The 18,170-nt window shown below is 61.0% G+C and carries 18 protein-coding genes; 7 read left to right on the top strand and 11 right to left on the bottom strand.

Annotation, left to right across the window (positions count from 1 at the left end; genetic code table 11):
• Position 1 precedes the first annotated feature (1 nt).
• Both AWB69_RS21390 and AWB69_RS21385 read left to right on the top strand, forming a co-directional pair.
• Entirely contained in the window at positions 2 to 1,168 is a 1,167-nt protein-coding gene (locus AWB69_RS21390) for a thiolase family protein (protein WP_062088399.1), read from the top strand.
• A complete protein-coding gene (locus AWB69_RS21385) occupies positions 1,165 to 1,461 on the top strand; it encodes a Zn-ribbon domain-containing OB-fold protein (RefSeq protein WP_062088397.1) in 297 nt (98 codons plus the stop codon). Before AWB69_RS21390 ends, AWB69_RS21385 begins: the two co-directional genes overlap by 4 nt.
• Here AWB69_RS21385 and AWB69_RS21380 read toward each other — a convergent pair.
• The gene (locus tag AWB69_RS21380; protein ID WP_062088393.1) at positions 1,458 to 3,077 is read right to left on the bottom strand and encodes an AMP-binding protein; all 1,620 of its coding nucleotides are present in this window, start codon (positions 3,075 to 3,077) and stop codon (positions 1,458 to 1,460) included. The two genes, AWB69_RS21385 and AWB69_RS21380, sit on opposite strands and share 4 nt — an antisense overlap.
• Positions 3,078 to 3,193: 116 nt before the next feature.
• Positions 3,194 to 4,300: an LLM class flavin-dependent oxidoreductase gene (locus tag AWB69_RS21375; protein WP_197500290.1), complete on the bottom strand. Its 1,107-nt coding sequence runs from the start codon at positions 4,298 to 4,300 to the stop codon at positions 3,194 to 3,196.
• Between the two features lie 650 nt (positions 4,301 to 4,950).
• Here AWB69_RS21375 and AWB69_RS21370 point away from each other — a divergent pair.
• From AWB69_RS21370 to AWB69_RS21355, 4 genes are all read left to right on the top strand, one after another.
• The gene (locus tag AWB69_RS21370) at positions 4,951 to 6,072 is read left to right on the top strand and encodes a porin (protein ID WP_063977871.1); all 1,122 of its coding nucleotides are present in this window, start codon (positions 4,951 to 4,953) and stop codon (positions 6,070 to 6,072) included.
• A gap of 95 nt (positions 6,073 to 6,167) precedes the next feature.
• Positions 6,168 to 7,721, top strand: a complete 1,554-nt coding sequence (locus AWB69_RS21365; RefSeq protein WP_062088391.1) for an ABC transporter substrate-binding protein — start codon at positions 6,168 to 6,170, stop codon at positions 7,719 to 7,721.
• A 30-nt stretch (positions 7,722 to 7,751) separates the two neighbouring features.
• Positions 7,752 to 8,468, top strand: coding sequence for an SDR family oxidoreductase (locus AWB69_RS21360; RefSeq protein WP_062088390.1), 717 nt, complete (start codon positions 7,752 to 7,754; stop codon positions 8,466 to 8,468).
• Positions 8,469 to 8,488: 20 nt separating this feature from the next.
• Positions 8,489 to 9,727, top strand: coding sequence for a dienelactone hydrolase family protein (locus AWB69_RS21355; RefSeq protein ID WP_062088456.1), 1,239 nt, complete (start codon positions 8,489 to 8,491; stop codon positions 9,725 to 9,727).
• A gap of 76 nt (positions 9,728 to 9,803) precedes the next feature.
• On the opposite strand, the gene AWB69_RS21350 is transcribed toward AWB69_RS21355, so the two are convergent.
• Genes AWB69_RS21350 through AWB69_RS21325 form a run of 6 tightly spaced genes read right to left on the bottom strand, consistent with a single transcriptional unit; the run spans position 9,804 to position 14,414 of the window.
• The gene (locus AWB69_RS21350; protein WP_062088383.1) at positions 9,804 to 10,547 is read right to left on the bottom strand and encodes an SDR family NAD(P)-dependent oxidoreductase; all 744 of its coding nucleotides are present in this window, start codon (positions 10,545 to 10,547) and stop codon (positions 9,804 to 9,806) included.
• A complete protein-coding gene (locus AWB69_RS21345; RefSeq protein WP_062088381.1) occupies positions 10,544 to 11,698 on the bottom strand; it encodes an amidase in 1,155 nt (384 codons plus the stop codon). The genes AWB69_RS21350 and AWB69_RS21345 overlap by 4 nt, the downstream gene beginning before the upstream one ends.
• Positions 11,695 to 12,237 carry a nuclear transport factor 2 family protein gene (locus AWB69_RS21340; protein ID WP_062088380.1) on the bottom strand — a complete coding sequence of 181 codons (543 nt, stop codon included), beginning with the start codon at positions 12,235 to 12,237 and terminating at the stop codon, positions 11,695 to 11,697. The genes AWB69_RS21345 and AWB69_RS21340 overlap by 4 nt, the downstream gene beginning before the upstream one ends.
• On the bottom strand, positions 12,234 to 12,599 hold the full coding sequence (locus tag AWB69_RS21335) for a hypothetical protein (protein WP_062088378.1): 366 nt from the start codon (positions 12,597 to 12,599) through the stop codon (positions 12,234 to 12,236). Before AWB69_RS21335 ends, AWB69_RS21340 begins: the two co-directional genes overlap by 4 nt.
• A 23-nt stretch (positions 12,600 to 12,622) precedes the next feature.
• On the bottom strand, positions 12,623 to 13,120 hold the full coding sequence (locus tag AWB69_RS21330; RefSeq protein WP_062088376.1) for an aromatic-ring-hydroxylating dioxygenase subunit beta: 498 nt from the start codon (positions 13,118 to 13,120) through the stop codon (positions 12,623 to 12,625).
• 1 nt (position 13,121) lies between these two features.
• Positions 13,122 to 14,414 carry an aromatic ring-hydroxylating oxygenase subunit alpha gene (locus tag AWB69_RS21325; RefSeq protein ID WP_062088374.1) on the bottom strand — a complete coding sequence of 431 codons (1,293 nt, stop codon included), beginning with the start codon at positions 14,412 to 14,414 and terminating at the stop codon, positions 13,122 to 13,124.
• A gap of 117 nt (positions 14,415 to 14,531) precedes the next feature.
• On the opposite strand from AWB69_RS21325, the gene AWB69_RS21320 reads away from it, so the two are divergent.
• A complete protein-coding gene (locus AWB69_RS21320) occupies positions 14,532 to 15,467 on the top strand; it encodes a LysR family transcriptional regulator (RefSeq protein WP_062088372.1) in 936 nt (311 codons plus the stop codon).
• Between the two features lie 31 nt (positions 15,468 to 15,498).
• Here the strand turns inward: AWB69_RS21320 and AWB69_RS21315 are convergent, their stop codons facing one another.
• The 3 genes from AWB69_RS21315 to AWB69_RS21305 form a co-directional block, all read right to left on the bottom strand.
• Positions 15,499 to 16,473, bottom strand: a complete 975-nt coding sequence (locus AWB69_RS21315) for a PDR/VanB family oxidoreductase (protein ID WP_062088370.1) — start codon at positions 16,471 to 16,473, stop codon at positions 15,499 to 15,501.
• 253 nt (positions 16,474 to 16,726) lie between these two features.
• A complete protein-coding gene (locus tag AWB69_RS21310) occupies positions 16,727 to 17,002 on the bottom strand; it encodes a hypothetical protein (RefSeq protein WP_062088367.1) in 276 nt (91 codons plus the stop codon).
• Between the two features lie 179 nt (positions 17,003 to 17,181).
• Positions 17,182 to 18,045: a LysR substrate-binding domain-containing protein gene (locus AWB69_RS21305; RefSeq protein ID WP_062088365.1), complete on the bottom strand. Its 864-nt coding sequence runs from the start codon at positions 18,043 to 18,045 to the stop codon at positions 17,182 to 17,184.
• Positions 18,046 to 18,170: the final 125 nt, after the last annotated feature.

Genomic DNA, 18,170 nt, shown 5'->3' with positions numbered 1-18,170 from the left:
GATGAACGACTTCGCAAGCGTGTCGATCGTGGCCGCGGTCGAAGTGCCGTACACGCGTCACGCGCCGGCCGGCACGAGTACCGCGGGTTTGCTCGCTCAGGCCCTGAAGGCCGCGCTTTTGCAGGCGGAACTGTCGGCGAATGAAGTCGACGGTCTGGGCGTTGCATCGTTCACCTTGCCGCCCGATCACGCGATTGACTTTGCGTGGCGTGCCGGTTTGCGCGTGGGCTGGTGCATGGACGACTGTCACGGCGGCGCGAGCGGAATCAATCTGTTGCAGCATGCCGCGCGTGCAATTCAGGCCGGCGACGCAAGCGTGATCGTCCTGGTCAGCGGGGACCATTTCGAGGCGGCGGATTTCACGTCGCTCGTCGAAAATTACAACGTGACCACGCGAACGCATCTCCGGCCGTTGAACACAGGCGGGCCGAACCCCCTGTTCGCCATGCTCACGCAACGGCAGATGCGCGCCTCGCAATTGACGCGCGAGGATTATGCGGCGCTGTGCATCGCGCAACGCGAGTGGGCGTCGATGAATCCGCTGGCCGTTTACCGTGAGCCGTTGACGCTCGAAACCTATCTTGCCGCGGTGCCGGTGGCCGAACCCCTATGCCGCTACGATTGCGTGCCGGTGGTGTCCGGGGCCAATGCGATTGTGCTGACCTCGTCGGCCCATCGTTGTGCTGAGCGTTCACCGGTTCGTATTCGCGCGCTGCGTGCGGCGTATAACGTGGATCACCAGCATGGCGACGGGCTTGTCACGGGCCTTGCGAGCATTCGCGACTCCCTCTGGCGTGACGCGAACCTCCAGCCAGCCGATATGAACCTTGCCTCGGTCTATGACGATTATCCGTCGATGATCCTCGCGCAACTCAATGACCTCGGCTTCGCCGGCGACCAGCCCGACTTGCACGCGTTGATTCACGAGCGCATTGCATCACGCCGCTTGCCTGTGAATACGTCGGGCGGGCAATTGTCGGCGGGGCAGGCGGGGGCGGCGGCGGGCATGCATGGTCTTGTCGAAGCGGTCACCCAGTTGCGTCACGAGGCCGGTATGCGCCAGGTGGACGACGCGCGCTTCGCGGCGGTGAGCGGTTACGGCATGGTGCAGTATCGATACGGCATGTGTGCGAATGCCGTGGTGCTCGAACGGGGAGCCGCGCAATGAAGGTATTCGCTTGCGTCGCGTGCGGTCAGGTCGATTTTCCCCGGCGCTTGTTGTGCCCGTCTTGCGGACGCGATGAATTTGCCGAGGTGGCTGCTTCCACCGGCAGCGTTGAAGAAGTCACGATCTTGCATCATCGGGCGGGGAAGACGGGCGGGGATATTGCGTACATTGCGACGGTGCTGACTCACGCCGGACCGCGCGTCATCGCCCGGCTTGAGCGCTTGCTTGCACCGGGCATCGTCGTCTCGCTGCGTCTTGAAAGTGACGGCGCCATTGTTGGTTTCAGCGACTAACTCACACGCTTCTTGAACGCTCGCAAGTCATAACATTCCGGCGCGTTCAACGGGTCTGAACCGAACGCGGCGAGCTGCGTTTTCTGCACCTTGTTGGTCGATGTCACCGGCAACGCGTCCACGAACGCAACATAACCCGGTGCCTTGTAATAGGCGAGCCGCTCCAGGCACCACGCCTGCAAAGCACGTGCGGTTGTTTCATCGCGCACGGTTCCCGGCGACACGATCACGCAGGCCATCACTTCCTCATCGCGCAGGGAATCGGGCGCGGCAATGACTGCGGTCTGACGCACATCGGGATGATCGAGCAGGCACGCCTCCACCTCCAAGGCCGCAATATTTTCCCCCGATCGACGGATGATATTTTTCTGCCTGTCGACGAAATGAAGACTGCCGTCGTCGCCGCGACGCACGATATCGCCGGTATGGAACCAGTCGTGCTGCCATGCGGCCTCCGTCGCGGCATCGTCTTTCAGATAGCCGCGAAAAAAGCCGAGACGCGGATGCGGTCCCTCCCGGCGCACCAGCATGTGACCCGGCACACCGCTCGCGACCTCGTTGTACTCGGCATCGACGAGCTTCACTTCCATGCCTGAGCGCGGCTGGCCGAAACATCGCGTGCCTGCGTGACGCGGTTCGCGGCTCGATGCGATCACCACGGCGCCGCCGGTCTCGGTCATGGCCCACCCTTCAATGAGCGGAAAGCCGAAGCGCTGTTCGAACACCTGCTGATGTTTCGGATCGACGTTCGCGCCATAGCCGAATCGCACCGAATGCGTGACGGGTGCATCGGCGTCCATGCCCAGCAAGATCGCGGGCATGACGCCGAGATAATGGACGATCGTTGCACCGCTGTCCGCCACATCAGCCCACCAGCTTCGCGGATGAAACCGGTCGAGCTGGATCACGCAGCCCGCGGACAACACCATGGCCATGGTCGAGCAGGCGAGCGCATTCATGTGGAATAGCGGCAGCGGGGTGATCAGGCGTTCGACGCCCGGACGGACATCGCACAAGCCGCCTTCCGTGATGTAGATCTCTCCAATGGACAAGAAATAGCGGTTGTCGAGAACGCAGCCTTTAGGTTTGCCCGTGGTCCCGGACGTGTAAAGAATGGCGCATTCATCGTCCATGGAGGGTGTCGGGACCGCGCGGCCGGCGCTTTCAATCGTGGGCAGCGCAGAGGTGTTCGCATCGGCAACGGGGACTTTGTCCTGGAGCGCGGCATGCAGAAGCGGCTTCGTCGTACCTATACCAACCGCCAGCACGATCTCGCTGTGTTCAGCCACATACGCTATTTCATGCGGACGCGAGTCGGCGTTAAGCGGAACGACGCTGATGCCGAGTGCATTGAGCGCGAAGAAATGAACGAAGAACTCAGGCCGGTTCTCGAGTAATAACGCCACGCGCATTCCCGCGCGATAACCCGCATCGCGATAGCGCTCAACCTGTTCGTCGATCCGCTCCAGCGTTTCGCCGTATTTCAACGTCAGCGGTTCGGCCGTTGCGTAATGCTTGCGAGCGGATGCGGGAATATGCAGAAAGTCGTTGCAGGGATACTGCAGTGCGGTTTGCTTGAACGCGAGATAAGGCGAAGTCAGTGTCGTCAGTGTCATAAGGCGAGAGTGATGTAACGCGTTCGGACGAGCGTTTTCTGAACGAGCGCGCAACGCCCGTTCAGACAAAAGCGCTGTAGTCAAATAACTGCGAATAAGGAAAGGATCGGTCCGGGTCAGTCGGTGTCGTTGCGCAAACCCGCTTCGCGCATCAGGGGCATGACTTGCTCGCAGAAAAAGGGCAGTTCATCGGCGTAATTCACAAAGGTCAGCGCGGCGCCTGCGAACCCGCTTTCATGAATCTTGATGAGTTGATCCACTATATGAACCGGCGTGCCGACCAGCGGAAAGCTTCCGGTTCCGGCTGCAAAACGCTGCCGATACTCGGTGAACGCCCGGTCGTCGTGACTGTTGCTGAAGCCCTTCTTCTGCTTCATGTGATAGTCGAGCGCGGCTTCGTCGGTGTGTTCCACGGAATAGCGGTGGTAGTAATCCTGCGCCTCCTGACCGGTCTCGCGACACACCACATGCGCCACCGTGTATACGCCAATGTCGCGTCCCGCCGCTTGTCCACGGCCCCGGATATCGGTGACATGTTCGCGGCCGGCGTCGAGTTCCGAAAACGTGGTGAACAGATAGTCACAATACTTCGCGGCGAAGTCGCGGCCCGGTGCGCCAAACGCGGCGTTCATGGTGACCGGACGAGGCGCCTGCAAGGGCACCGGCCGTGAAATGGCGCCTTTCAAATGATAGAACTCGCCCTCGAAATCAAAGGGCTCGGCCGACGTGTAGAGCTTCATCAGGATCTCGGACCATTCAGCTGCCTGTTTATAGGCCTCCGGGATCAGCTTCACGCCGAACATGTCGAACTCGTCCGGGTTCCAGCCACACACGATGTTCAACCCCACGCGGCCATGACTGATGTGGTCAATGGTCGCCAGTGCCTTCGCTGCATACAGCGGATGCACGAGCGGCACGTGAACCGTCGAAAACAACGCAATGCGCCGCGTCACCGCGGCAAGCGCCGCGGCGAACGTGAAGGTCTCGAAAGACCATTCGCGAACATGCGTGGTGCCGCTGAAGCCGCGCCATCGCGCAATGGGCAGGAAAAAGTCCATGCCGCCTGCGTCGGCCGCGACGGCGGCGCGCTGCACGTCGTCCCACGTCGCACGCCATTGCTCGGGCACTGTCGTGAACGAAAGGCCGCGATCCGCATTGGCTGCAAAGACGCCGAGCTTGAACGCGTGAGCGAGTTGCATCGGATTCGCGGCGAGTTCGGTCAAGACGGGCTCCTTGAGATCGACGACGGTTATCGAGGATGATTATTTAAGAATACTGAATTCAGAAAAATCGCATGTCAAGGATCATGTGCGATGCGTTGCGCTTGTGCGAAAACAGACCACCTTGGGGCATGCGCGCCGCAAGAAAAGTTCGCTGCGGTGCAGTGATGTTTGCCGGCATCTTTCGATGCGTCAAAACCGGTCGTGCCATTCAGAGTAACAAGCCCGCTTGATCTCAACAAGCGCGGTTCAGGTGCAAAAACGCGTTGATGGCAGCGGTTTAAGGGAATTCATGCCGCGATCACGCCGCTCCTGCGGCTGGTGAATGCCGCGCGTTTCATGTTCCATTTCGTGCGAATCGCGTCGCGAGGAGCGAACAACCCCGTTCCATCGGCTGAGCATCTCACCTCGACGCGCACCTTCGCCACAAAAACAATTTTGGCAAGTTCTTGACGCCCAATTTTTACTGAAATAATCTGAATTCAGAATGTTGATGGAGACACAAAACATTCTCACGAAATGACGCTGCCGTCCCAGGGACTTGCGTGGCGCGGCGAGTTCTACCCCGAAGTCCGAAGTCTGACGTCACGAACAAACGAAATCACGACATCAAGAAATCTCGTCATCCACTCACGATCTTTAACGGAACCCAAGTGAAAACTCCTCTTATTGCTGCATCGTTCGCCGCGTTGTGCGCGAGCGGCTCCGTGTACGCTCAAAGCAGCGTGACGCTGTACGGGATCATCGACGAAGGCCTGACCTTCTCGAACAATCAGCTTGGCGCGAAGGCCTATCAGATGCAAAGCGGCATTTCGCAGGGCAGCCGCTGGGGCCTTCAAGGTGCTGAGGATCTGGGGGGCGGGTTGTCGGCGATCTTCCGGCTCGAGAACGGTTTCGACATCAATTCGGGCAAGCTCGGGCAACAAGGCCGCGAATTCGGCCGCGGCGCTTACGTGGGTTTGTCGAGCACCACGCTGGGAACGGTCACGCTCGGCCGCCAAAACGAAATGATGGGCGACTACGTGGGGCTGTACACCGCGAACGGCAACTGGGGCATCCTGTTCCCGCATCCGGGCGATCTCGACAACACCGGCATCGACTTTCGTATCAACAATGCTGTCCGATACACCTCGCCGGTCTTCTCGGGCCTCCAGGCGTCCGCGTTGTATGGATTCGGGAACGTGGCCGGCGCGACCAACCGCGACGCGGTCAAGTCGGTCGGCGTGAAATACGCGGGCGGTCCGGTCGCACTGGCAGCGGCGTATACATCGATCGATCACCCGTCCGAAGCTGTGCCCGAAGGCGTGTGGACAGCAACGAACACGGTCGATGGCAACTATGGACTGGCTGCGTCGAAGTACCAGTCGTTCGGTATCAGCGGGCAGTACTCGTTCGGCGCCGCAAAGATCAGCGCCGACTATACGAACACAAAGTTTCTCGGACTGGACCCGACGGTCGGCGCCAACATCAGCGGCCACGTGACGTTTAACATTTTTGAAATCGTGGCGAGCTACTTCGTGACGCCGTCCGTGCAACTTGGCACCGGGTACAGCTATACGCAAGGTCAGGTCTCGGCGACTTCGCAGAAGCCGAAGTATCACAACTTCGATGCGATCGTGGATTACTTCCTGTCGAAACGCACCGATACCTACTTGCAGGCCACTTACATGCACGCCGCGGGTGACGCTCAATACGCCGATCTCGCGCCGGTCTTGCAGCGCTCGAGCACGCCCAACCAGGTTGAAGTGCGATTGGGGCTGCGCCATCGTTTCTGACCGTCAATAATTCATCTTCGCGCGTGCCACGAGTCAAGTCGCGGCACGCTTTCGTGCATCTTCATCCGGCGGGATGCCGGGACACAGGAGTATCGATGGACAGTTTCGAGATCGACGCGAAGCGCAGGCAATGGTTGTTGGGCTCGCTGGCCGCAGGAGCGGGCCTGATATTGCCGTGGGACTTCGCGCGTGCACAGGGTTCGGCAAGCGACGATGTATTGAACATTGCGTACATCTCCGACGTGCCGACCTGGGACCCGACGGCGATCACGGTGCCGCAGGCGCAATCCATCTACGAGACCGTCTTCGATTCCCCGTTGCGATACTCGCCAACGCTGAAGCTGGAGGCGCGCCAGATCACGGCATGGAAGTGGCAGGACAAGACCGACCAGCGGCTTGAAGTGACCTTGCGCGACGACATCCTGTTCCATGACGGCTCGAAGCTCACGACCGCCGACCTGAAATACAGTCTTCACGATCGCCCGTCCGCCGACAAGAAACTGGCTGTTGGCGGGATGTTCCAGACGCTGAAGGATGTCGAGATCATTTCGCCCACGCGCGCCGTGCTGGTGTATGCCAAACCGACGCCGGCCGCACCGATCTATCTTGCGTTCCTGGCTGGCTATATTGTGCCGAAGGCTTATATGGAGAAGGCCGGCATTGACGGTTTACTGGCGAAGCCAATTGGCGCCGGGCCCTACAAGCTGGTCGATTACCAACGCGGTTCGCGGATCGTGCTCGAAGCCTTCGATAAATACTGGGGCGGCGTTCCGGCCATCAAGAACGTCACGTTCCAGATCACGACGGAACCGTCGGCGCGGGTGGCCGCGGTTGAATCCGGCCGCGCGGGCGTGGCCGTGCAGATTCCGCTGCGCGAGGCGCAGCGCCTGGCGAAGACGCCGGGCATCACGACGAAGATCTATCCGTACAGCGAGATCTACATGCTGCGCATGCCGAACTACGTCAAGCCGTTCGACGACGAAAACGTGCGCGCAGCCATGCATTGGTCCATTGATACCGCCGCGCTGTCCAAGGCGTTCTACGGTGGCGAAGCCGTGCCGTTGTCCGTCACGGCCACGCCCGGATCGCCCGCGGACGTGCCGGGTTTCAAGATCGGCTTTGATCCGCAACGCGCGATCGCGGCGCTCGCGAAGTCGGGGTATGGCCCGAACAAACCGGTGAAGGTGCCGTTCCTGACGACCAACGGCACGTTCCCGAGCGACTACGACATGGCGCGCGCGATTGCTGGTATGTGGCAGCGCGTGGGCATCCAGGCGGACCTTACGCAGACCACCATGGCCAAGGTGATCGGTGAGATCCAGGCGACCAAGATGAGCGGTGTGCTGCTCTATAGCTGGGCCAATTCGACCGGCGACCCCGAGAACTACACGGGCCGCATTCTCGATCCGCGCCTGCGTTTTTCGGCGTGGAAAGACGACTCGCTGGCGCCGCGTGTCGAGGCCCTGATGACCGAAGTCGATGAAGACAAGCGTATGGCGGGGTATCGCGCGCTGAGTCAGGAGGCATCGGAGAAATCGTGGGTCGTGCCTCTGCTGCAGGCCGTGACCACGATTGCGTACCGATCGAATATTGATGTGAAGACCTTCGATAGCGGCTATATCCTGCCGGTCGAATATAAGCGCAAGTGAAGTCCGGTCCTTTTCAACCAGGAGCATGCGATGCAGATTGAAGATTCTGTTGCCTTCGTCTCAGGCGCCAATCGCGGTGTAGGTGCACGCTTTGTCACGAGCCTGCTCGAAGGCGGCGCGCGCAAGGTGTATGCCGCGGCCCGCGATTCCAGCGCCGTTGCTACAGGCGACTCGCGGATCATCCCGATCACGCTCGACATCACGGACCCGGCACAGGTGACACAAGCCGCTGCAACAGCAGGCGATGTCACGCTGCTGATCAACAACGCCGGCATCAACCGGCTCGAGCGAGCCATTCTTCCTCGCGACGCTACTGCAGCCCGCGCTGAAATGGAGGTGAACTACTTCGGCACGCTTGGGATGTGCCGCGCGTTCACCCCCGCGCTGATCGCCAATCGCGGCGCGGTCGTGAACATGCTGTCCATTCTCGCGCGCGTCGGCTTGCCCATGATGGGCTCCTTGTGTGCGTCGAAGGCGGCGGCGTTGCGCATGACGGAATGCCTGCGTGCCGAACTCGCGGAACATCATGTGCGCGTGCTCGGCGTGCTGCCCGGTGCGATCGATACCGACATGAGCCGCGACTTTCCGCCGCCCAAGCTGTCGGTAACCGAAGTGGTCGACGCCGTGTTCGCCGCACTCGCGGATGGTCCCGACGAGGTGTATGTTGGCGCGATGGCGCAAGGCGTCAGTGCGGGTCTCGCGGCCGATCGCGATGCGGTCCAGAAGCAGTTCGCGGGGTATCTTTGAACATCGACGGAGGAGAGATGATGAGCGGTCAGACAATACAGGTGACAGCGTACGACGGCGGCAAGTTCGCGGCGTATCTCGCGAAGCCGGCGCAAGGGTCCGGTCCCGGCCTCGTGCTGCTTCAGGAGATTTTCGGCATCAATGGCTATATGAAGTCGATGGCCGATCGTTATGCCGAGGAAGGCTATGTGGTGCTCGTTCCGGATTTGTTCTGGCGCATGAAACCGGGTGTCGAACTCGGCTACGGCGAAGCGGATTTCAAGGAAGCGCTCGGTTATAACGAAAAGCTCGATGAAGAGAACGCGGTCAACGACATTGCCGCGACCATTGCCGCGATTCGCGCATTGCCTGAGCAGGCCGGCAAGGTCGGCACGATCGGTTATTGCCTGGGCGGCCGTCTTGCGATGCTCGCAGCCGCGCGCACCGACGTGGATTGCGCGGTGAGTTACTACGGCGTGGGACTCGATGCGTACACGAGCAAGATCCCGGCGATTCACTGTCCGATGATCTTCCACTTCGCAGAGAACGACGCGATGACGCCGACTGAGTCGCGTGAAAAGATCATCGCGGCGCTGAAGCAAAAACCGTCGATTGAAACCTATGTTTACCCGGGTTGCGACCATGCATTCGCCACGCCCGAGCGCGAGCATTTCGACAAGCCCGCGGCCATGATGGCGTACTCGCGAACCATGGCGCTGCTGCGTAAAGTGCTCGGTCCCGTGTACGACCTGAACCAGCTTTGGGAGATGCATTGCTACTACGAATTCGGCACGCGCGACGTCAACGCCGTCATGCCGACCATGGTGGCGCAGCCCTACGTCAACCACGTTCCGACGATGACCGGCGGTGTGGGCCATGACCAGTTGAAGCGCTTTTATAAATACCATTTCGTCGATTCGAATCCGGCCGACACGCGCCTGATTCCGGTGTCGCGCACTATCGGCGCGGATCGGGTGGTCGACGAGTTCGTGTTCTGCGCGACGCACGATCGGGAAATCGACTGGCTGTTGCCGGGACTCAAGCCGACCGGAAAATACTTCGAAGTGCCCATGCTCGCGGTCATCTGTTTTCGCGGCGACAAGCTGTACAACGAGCATATCTATTGGGACCAGGCGTCGGTGCTGGTGCAGATCGGCGCGCTCGATCCAACAGGCTTGCCGGTCGCGGGCATTCAGACCGCGAAGAAAATGGTCGACGAAACCTTGCCGACCAATACGTTGATGCCGAACTGGGCATCGAGTGAAGGCAAGCCGGTTTAACCGGGAAAACGCGACGTAAAAGGCGACGTAAAAGGTGACGGCGCCACGCGGTTCCGTCGCCTGAAAAGCACCCGCCTTATCGCATGAACAAGCCGCCGTTCACATCCCAGCATGCCCCGTTCGCGAAGTAAGCATTCTCCGCGGCGAGCATGACGGCCACATCGGCCACGTAGTCGGCCGATCCAAGACGTCCGCCTGGAATGCTCGCGACAACCGCGCTCAACTTGTCGGCGGGCACACTTTCATGAACGATGGGCAAGTCCATCGGGCCGGGTGAAATGGCATTGACCGTCACGCCGCGCGAGGCGAGGTCACGCGCGAAAACCTTGGTGAGCGTAATGACGCCGCCCTTCGATGCCGCGTAGTGCGCGCCCGTTGCCGAGCCGCCATTCTGCCCCGCGAGCGATGCGATGTTGACGATGCGCCCCGCGCCTGCATCGGCGAAATGCTGGCCGAAAACCTGGCATCCGAACAACACGCTGCGCAGATTCACCTGGATCACGTGGTCGAATTGCTCCGCGGTGATTTCCATCACCGGCACGACCTTCGACGCGCCCGCGTTGTTGACCAGAACATCAATGCGTTGCCACTTGTGCAGGATCGCATCGCGCGCAGCGGTGAAATCGTCTTTCGATGTCACGTCGAGATTCAACGCAAACGCGGTCGAATGATCGGCGCTGAGTTCGCTCGCCAGTTCCTGCGCGGCATTGAATGCAATGTCGCCAATCGCTACGCGATATCCCGACGCGTGAAAGCGCCGCGCAATGACCGCGCCGAGACCTCGGGCTGCACCCGTCACCAGGACTACCCTGTCCGTCATGCTGTTTCCGTCCATCGGGCAAACGAGTCTTCAAAACAAGCTTCAAAACTTGCGGCGATAGCGCACACGAGTTCGTCCGCGCCCTTGCGCCCGACGATCTGCAAACCTGCTCGCAGAGGCGAGCTAGCGATCGGCAGGGGCAGGCTGAGCGCCGGATGACCGCTGAGATTAAATGGCCGGATCAACGACGACATGGCAATGACCGACGTCCCGTTCCTCGCCGCTTCCAGCGTGATCGGCAACGCGGGCAGGGTCGGCAGCACAATCGCATCCACGCTCTGCAACGCATGATCGACCTCGTCGGTAAAGCGCGCGCGCACTGACTCCGCGACGGCAAGATCAGCCTCCGTCGTCTTCGACGCCACGCGCAGGCGTGCAACCAGATCCGCACCGAGCTTGCCCGTCTCGAGCAGATGCCCGAATGCCGCCCACGTTTCGGCGTTGATCACGGTCAGTCCCGCATCGAACGCGGCGCGCAGGTTGAGCAACTCGATGCCCTGCGAGGCGAAGCCCGCAAGCGACGGCGCGTTGGTCACGGCGTCGCTGATCTCACGGGTTGCATCGGCGGACACTACGCCAATCCTGACCGATGACGGCAACGTGTTCGCCACGTGTTCATCGAAGCCGGGTGTGATGGCAGCCATTACATCGATCAGCGTCAGCATCTCGCGCGCAAACGGGCCGACGCAATCGAGCGTGCTCCGTGCCGGCGCAACGCCGCGTCGCGACACGCGTCCGAACGTAGGTTTCATGCCGATCACAGCGCAGCAAGCAGCAGGGCCGCGCACCGAGCCGCCGGTGTCGGTGCCAAGCGCTGCACTCGAGAGATGCAGCCCGACCGCCGCCGCAGACCCGCTCGACGAACCGCCCGGAATGCGCGTCTCGTCCTGCGGATTCTCCGGCGTGCCGGTGTAGTCGTTGATGCCGGTCATGCCGAACGCCAGCTCGTGCATGTTGGTCTTTCCGACCACACGCCAGCCCTGCGCGAGCAGGCGGTCCACCACTTCCGCGTGACGTGGCGCCGACGGCGCGTCCAGCAGTGCGCGGCTTGCCGCCGTGGTCGGATAACCGGCCACGTCGATGGTGTCCTTGAGCGCAATGCTCGGGCCATCGGCGTCGCCAAGCGTAAATTCGCTGATGAATTCGTTCATTGCCTGAGGGCGCCGGAGCTGCCGGTGGAAGAGGGATGGACCTGCCAGGGCGCATCGAACAGGCGTTGGGTACGGAAATGCCTGATGAGCCAGCGCTCGCTGCCGGCGGCCGGCTCGAAATCCACTTCAAGTCTCGCCGATACCAGCTCGGCCCCGCCGGTCACATAGCCCGATGCCTGCAACATGATCCAGCGCCCCGTGGCGTGCGTCGCGGCGGCGTCGACATCGATAGTCTCCGACGCCATGAAGTGCGCGTTTACGCTGAAATGCGGCGTGGGCGGCAGATAGCGCGCAAGCATTGCGACGATCGCTTCCCGGCCGGTCAATGCGCCGAACTTCTCCGCGTACTCAGGCCCGACGCCTTGCCATACAGCATCAACGCTGAACAACTCCGCGAGCGTCTCGGACGGCTGGCCACCCGATGGAACGTCGCAGAGCGCCATGTATCGCATCATGGTCCGGCGCACCGCACGCTCGGCTTCGAGCACGGAGAGCCGGGCTGTGATGTCGGCAAGCGCCGCTTCTGTCGTCTCGTTCATGACGGGCTCGGCACGGTCAGCGCCCGGCCTATGCGGGCTTCGATCTTGCCGTAGCGCCACAGGTTGTATTCGCCCACGGGGGTGGTCCGGTACAGGTTGCAGACGGCGGCCGCTGTGTCGAAGCTGTCGACGTCGGCCATGATGTAGAAGGTCCACGGTGCGCCGGTGGCCTGACCCACAACCACGCGGTCGTCGTCCATGATGCCGAGCACCTTGACCCCTTCCATGGCCTCGATGCTTTTCAGCATCGCGCCGTATGCCTGCCAGACCGTGCCGATCTGCTCGCGAGGAAGGTCGAAGAAATTCTGCGTCACGCCGCAGCAAAACAGTACGCGCAGAGGCAACGATGCGTTGTCCACCATGGTGGATCTCTCCTGGGAGCGAGCTAGAGCAGGAACCCGATCGCGTTGAGCGCGTCGGTGGAATCGATCAGCCTCACGACCTTCTGCACAATGCGCGGCTCACCATCGGACAGATCGATGCGATGCTCCACGTCCGCCGCGAACAGCGTGCTGGCACCGCGCTTGTACGCAACGATGACCTGCGCGCTGCGTACGTCGACTATGTCCGCCGACTCACTCGACATCGTGAAGCGCGATACGGTGCGTACCGTGCGCGCGGCGTCCGTGACCGACGGCGAGTAGCCCGAGCTCAGCCGCTGCACGCGCAGCGCACGCATGGCGTGATCGTCATAGGCGTAGTTCAGCGTGGCCGCGAAGTCGGTCGCAAGCGGGTCGATAGGCACCACATAGAATCCCTTAGGCGACCACAGTTCAAGCCACGCTCGATAGTCCTTCCGGTCCAGGATTTCGGCTTCCCGCCAGATGAACTGCACGGCTTTCGCAAACACGGGCTGCATGAGGAGGGCGTTGGTAGCGTCCATGTTATTGCTGCTCCATCATTTCGCGCCATTTCGCGTAGGCGGCGCGCATGCCGGTTTCGTCGGTGGCGTGCGCTGTTTTCTCGCCGTTCGCCGCCGTGGTTTCGCGGTTCAATCCGCGGTTGACGAGGATCGGTACGTCGGGCCCTGCATGCGAGCCGCGTTGCACGCGCTCCCACGCTTCGGCGTCGTCGGGGCTGCCAAAACCGAACGGCCCCTGGAAATGTTCATGCACGCGCAAGCGTGCGCGGTTGGCTTCCTCGGGACCACCGTCCATGCCGAGCGCGACATGACGGATCTCGGTCTCCTCGACGGAAATGGGCCGCAGCACGCGGAAAAATGCCATCGACAACGCGAGGTTGGGGAACAGGTTCAGGTTGAAGCCCACGCCCATCAGCGAGCGAACGATTCGCCTCACCTGATCGGGCGGATAGTCCGCCGCCAAGGACTCTGCCAGGGCCTCGTAGCGCGTCGGAATTGGCGCGCCGTTGTCTTCGTCCAAGTCGACTATCTCCGGGACCAGGACGGCAAGACTATGGCCGTTGCCAAGCGAGCGGCAAAACGCCTTGTCGCTCGTCATGAAGCTGGTGATGGCGGCAGCGGTTTCGTCGTCGATCGTCTTCATCCACGACTTGTGGACGACGGGGAAGTGATACAGGTCAGTGGTGTTTTCGAGCTGGATCTTCCAGTTGCCCTTGAACTTGAACTTGTGTTCACCGTTCGCCTTGACCGGAAATCCCGCGCCCTGTTTCATGAACAGGTCGATCCACGGTTTCGCTCCGCCGAGAAAATCCTCCAGCGGTTCGATCGACTGATCGAAGCTCGCGAAAACCAGTCCGTGATAAATGCCGACGCGCAGGCTCTTCAGCGGCAGTTCCGTCTTGTCGACAATCCCCTCGTAGCCATCGCCATACGGCAGCGCGCGCAGTGCGCCGTCAAGTCCGTAGGTCCAGCTGTGATACGGACACGTAAAGCCGCGCGCGTTGCCTTTGTGCTGCTCGCAGACGGTCGCGCCGCGATGGCGGCAACGGTTCTCGAGCACATTGATCTCACCGGTCTTGTCGCGGACCACGATCACCGGCTGGCGTCCGATTGTCGTGGTGCGGAAGTCGCCCGGCTTCGGCAGTTCGCTTTCATGCGCAACCCAGATCCACGTCTTGTAGAAGATGCGTTCGAGTTCCGCTTCGAAAATCGCCGGATCGTTATAAAGCGAGGGAGAAACGCGGTCGGCTTCCGCGCGCTTGTAAAGCGCGCTCGTGTCGATGGTCTGACAGGCCGTTGGTTGGAAATCGCTCATCGATCACCTGAGTAAAGTGGGGGGCCGTGACGCTAGTTATAGATTGAAGTGTCGGCTGCCGGTGCTCATAGGTCAAATTCATCTAAAATCGGTAGGTCCATCAATGCGGCAAATATCATGACCTCCATCGATCACGTTGACCTGAACCTGCTGCGTGTCTTCAACGCGATCATTGAAGAGCGCAGCCTGACGCGAGCGGGGCAGCGGCTGGCGTTGTCGCAGCCGGCGGTCAGCTATTCGCTCGGCCGCCTGCGCACGCTTTTTGACGATCCGCTTTTTATTCGCACGCGCGTTGGCATGCAGCCGACGCCCATCGCGCTCGAACTGGCGGCAATCGTGGCGCGGGCGCTGGATACGGTGCGCGAAGCGCTGCGTTATGCGGAACGGTTCGACCCGGCCATCAGTACGCGGACCTTCAGGCTGTCGTTATCGGATGCGGGGGAATTGGCATATTTGCCGCCGATCTGCGCGGCGTTGCAGCGGCTTGCGCCGCGCGTGAAGCTGCGGATAGAGCCGACGCCCGTGGAGGAGATTGAAGAAGCGCTGAGGGTAAGCCGGCTCGATTTCGCGATCGGTAATTTGCCGGAGCTCACGGCGCGAACGCGCCATCGGCTTTTATTCGATGAGACTTATGTCTGCATGACGCGCAAGCGCCCCGGCTTGCCGCGCGGCGCGCAGATCGATCTGGCCGCGTTCACGGAAGCGCCGCACGTGCAGGTCTTGTCGGTTGAACACAGTCACCATGCACTGGAAGACGCGTTCCGCTCGCAGGGCGTTGGGCGCAATACGCTGCTGGAATTGCCGCACTTCGTTGCGTTGCCCAGCGTGCTCGGCGTCACGGACTACTACGCGACGCTGCCGCGCCGGCTGGCCCAGATCTTTAATCGCGATGGCCGCTTCAAGGTCTACGAACTGCCGGTGCAGTTACCCGGCGCGACCGTCACGATGCATTGGCACGAGAACTTCGATAACGACGAAGGCAACGTCTGGCTGCGTGAGTTGCTGACCGAGAGGGTGCAGACCTTCGATCAGTTTCCGCAGGCGGACGCGTAGAGGTCGGTTTTAGAGGTCGATTAGATGTCGATTAGATGTCAAGGACCAGCACGGGAGATCTCGAGCGCGAGACGCAGCAGCAAATGACCGCGCCGCTCGCGCGTTCCGACTTGCTCAGGCAGTGATCACGGTGCTCAGGCTCACCGCTGACGACATCGACCATGCAGGTGCCGCAGACGCCTTCGCCACAGGATGTATCGACGATGATGTCAATGGATGCGAGCGCTTCCACTATCGACATGCCTTCGCTCACTCGCACTCTCGCCCCCGTGCTGGCGACCTCCACGTCGAAGGAATCGAGCATGGGCGCTGTGGCGGCGGTCGTGGCGGGATCGGCGGCGAACCGTTCGAGATGGATTGATTCAGCGGAAACGTGCTGTTCCGCCACGCTGACCACACGATCCATGAACGCACCCGGGCCGCATGTGTAGACGTGGGCCCCGGGAGCAACGCCCACGAGACATCCTTCGACTTCGGCATCGACTCTATCCGGTTCGATGCCGCAATGAAGCGCCACATGGTCGGCGAATGGCGGCTGCGAAAGCAACGGGAGGAAGGCGGCGCTGGCTTGGTCGCGAACGAAATAGTGCAGTTTGAACGAGGCATTCTGGCGAACCAGGCGGTAGGCCATGCTGAGCAGCGGCGTAATACCAATCCCGGCTGCGATCAGGACATGTTCGCTGGCTGTCGGGTCGAGGCGAAACAGGCTGCGCGGCGGCCCGATGAGCAAATGCGCGCCCGGCTCCACGTGGTCGTGCAACGAGCTCGATCCTCCTCGCGAAGCGTTTTCGCGCTTGACCGCGAAAAGATGCTGCTCTCTGCGATCCGGGTCACCACACAGCGAGTATTGCCGCGTGACGCCGGACGGACTGGTTACGTCGATGTGAGCGCCGGGCTCGTACGCGTCGAGCGGCGCGCCGTCGACGCGCGAGATGACGAAGGAGCGAATACCGGGGGCTTCGTCGCGCACAGCATCGACGCAGACGGTGATGACGGAAGAACTCATGGCGTGTGGGGGCTGTTTTACGATTGATGCGCGCAAAGGCATCAAGGGATTTGGCCGGAGCGCGCTGTACTGGAAAAATACAGGCAGATTCCAGATAGGCCAAATCGATAATAAATCGATAGTGCTATCAGCCACGCTTATGAGGGTGTGCAAAAACCAAAGCCCGGGAGAACTCAAGTTCTCCCGGGCTTTGGTTTTTGCACACTTCCGCCTTACGACGGAGCAAACATCGCTCCGGTGTACGGCCTTGGAATTAGTTGTGCGAGTAGAGCGACTTTTCGTTGCTCACGCTAATGCGGCTGCCCGATTGCGATTGCGTGTCTTGCACGCCGCCGTAGGACGTTGCATTTGCGTTGGCTTGCGCTTGTTCCGCTGCAACGGTTTGAACGCTTTGGCCGCGTTGCGAAGCCGGTGCGCCGACGGTCGGGTTATACGACGGCGCCGGGCCGTAGCCGCTGCTGGCGAAAGCGGGGGCAGCCAAAGCTGCGGAAGCGGCGACCAACAATGCGGCGATAAGATTCTTGTTCATGATGTGCTCCGATTTGCATGAGTTTTAAGGGGCGCAGTGGCTGGTTTTTTCTGCTCGCTGCGTCGATGAAATGCAGTGTATACCCCTACTATCGATTTATTATGTCGATAGCATGCAATTGACTTTTCGGAATTTGCCAATAATGAGATGGAGGCGCGGGTGCCATCCGGGGGCGCAAGCTAGTCGTGAAGCGTCTCGATAATCGCCGCCGTGATGGCGCTGCGCCCGTACGAAGCTCGTTCGACCATCCCTACCGTCCGGAGAATCGCCGGCTGCGCAATCGAAATCAGCCGCAGCGACGGGTCTGTCTGCCATCCCGCCCTATGTAGCTGTGGCAACACCGTCACCCCTACGTTCTTCCGCACCAGCGCCACGATCGTCTCGATGGAATTGAGCTCCAGATACTCGGTCACCTCCAGCCCGAGCGTGGTTAGTGCCTGATCGACGACCACGCCCGTTCGGACGCGCCGGTCGAAACGCAGGAAGCCATGCGATGCCAAGATTCGCCGCGGGTCCGTATCGGTGATCTCGCGGCTCACGATCAGCATCAGCGGTTCCGTGTACAGCGGCGTCCACTTGAGCGCCTCAGGCAAGGCCTTGTCGGGACGTGCCACTACCGCTGCAATGTCGACTTCCCCTTGTTCGACCATGACCGTCAGTTCGTCCGAACGGGCCGACAGCAACCTCACATCCAACCCAGGGTGTGCCGTTTTCAACTGCGCAACACCCAGCGAAAGCGCCCCAATCACCGACACCACCGCGCCGATCGCCACAGGCCCTTGCATAGACCCGGCCGGCGTGGCCTCCAGCTCATCGAGCAGATCCAGTATCTGCTCGACCTTCGGCCGAATCTCGTGCCCCTGCCGGTTCAGCGTGATCTGCCTTGCGCTGCGGTCAAAAAGCTGCCGCCCCAGCGCTTGTTCCAGCCCACGCATCTGCAAGCTGACCGCAGCCTGGGTGAGCGCGACCTTATCAGCCGCGGCCGCGAACGAGCCCGTGCGCGCAACCGCCCGGAACGTCTTCAGCATTCGAATAGTCGGCATGGCTTATTCAAGAAAAAGTTAAGTATCAAAAAGAAAGTTTAATATTTCCTGATGGATTTAGGCCGACATAATTACTTCATTGAAAGTTTTGGCGACGGGCGGCTGCCGGGTTGCTGACACCGGTG

Source organism: Caballeronia udeis, assembly GCF_001544555.2.
In the GTDB taxonomy this organism is placed as follows: domain Bacteria; phylum Pseudomonadota; class Gammaproteobacteria; order Burkholderiales; family Burkholderiaceae; genus Caballeronia; species Caballeronia udeis.
The sequence above is the reverse complement of the archived record's forward strand: the minus strand, read 5'-3'. Positions and strand labels throughout refer to the sequence as shown.

Coding starts and splice junctions, on each gene's coding strand:
- AWB69_RS21350 (WP_062088383.1), bottom strand. CDS start 10,547: ATGACGGACAGGGTAGTCCTGGTGACGGGTGCAGCCCGAGGTCTCGGC.
- AWB69_RS21330 (WP_062088376.1), bottom strand. CDS start 13,120: ATGGACGCTACCAACGCCCTCCTCATGCAGCCCGTGTTTGCGAAAGCC.
- AWB69_RS21355 (WP_062088456.1), top strand. CDS start 8,489: ATGAGCGGTCAGACAATACAGGTGACAGCGTACGACGGCGGCAAGTTC.
- AWB69_RS21340 (WP_062088380.1), bottom strand. CDS start 12,237: ATGAACGAGACGACAGAAGCGGCGCTTGCCGACATCACAGCCCGGCTC.
- AWB69_RS21325 (WP_062088374.1), bottom strand. CDS start 14,414: ATGAGCGATTTCCAACCAACGGCCTGTCAGACCATCGACACGAGCGCG.
- AWB69_RS21345 (WP_062088381.1), bottom strand. CDS start 11,698: ATGAACGAATTCATCAGCGAATTTACGCTTGGCGACGCCGATGGCCCG.
- AWB69_RS21320 (WP_062088372.1), top strand. CDS start 14,532: ATGACCTCCATCGATCACGTTGACCTGAACCTGCTGCGTGTCTTCAAC.
- AWB69_RS21335 (WP_062088378.1), bottom strand. CDS start 12,599: ATGGTGGACAACGCATCGTTGCCTCTGCGCGTACTGTTTTGCTGCGGC.
- AWB69_RS21380 (WP_062088393.1), bottom strand. CDS start 3,077: ATGACACTGACGACACTGACTTCGCCTTATCTCGCGTTCAAGCAAACC.
- AWB69_RS21310 (WP_062088367.1), bottom strand. CDS start 17,002: ATGAACAAGAATCTTATCGCCGCATTGTTGGTCGCCGCTTCCGCAGCT.
- AWB69_RS21390 (WP_062088399.1), top strand. CDS start 2: ATGAACGACTTCGCAAGCGTGTCGATCGTGGCCGCGGTCGAAGTGCCG.
- AWB69_RS21305 (WP_062088365.1), bottom strand. CDS start 18,045: ATGCCGACTATTCGAATGCTGAAGACGTTCCGGGCGGTTGCGCGCACG.
- AWB69_RS21315 (WP_062088370.1), bottom strand. CDS start 16,473: ATGAGTTCTTCCGTCATCACCGTCTGCGTCGATGCTGTGCGCGACGAA.
- AWB69_RS21385 (WP_062088397.1), top strand. CDS start 1,165: ATGAAGGTATTCGCTTGCGTCGCGTGCGGTCAGGTCGATTTTCCCCGG.
- AWB69_RS21365 (WP_062088391.1), top strand. CDS start 6,168: ATGGACAGTTTCGAGATCGACGCGAAGCGCAGGCAATGGTTGTTGGGC.
- AWB69_RS21360 (WP_062088390.1), top strand. CDS start 7,752: ATGCAGATTGAAGATTCTGTTGCCTTCGTCTCAGGCGCCAATCGCGGT.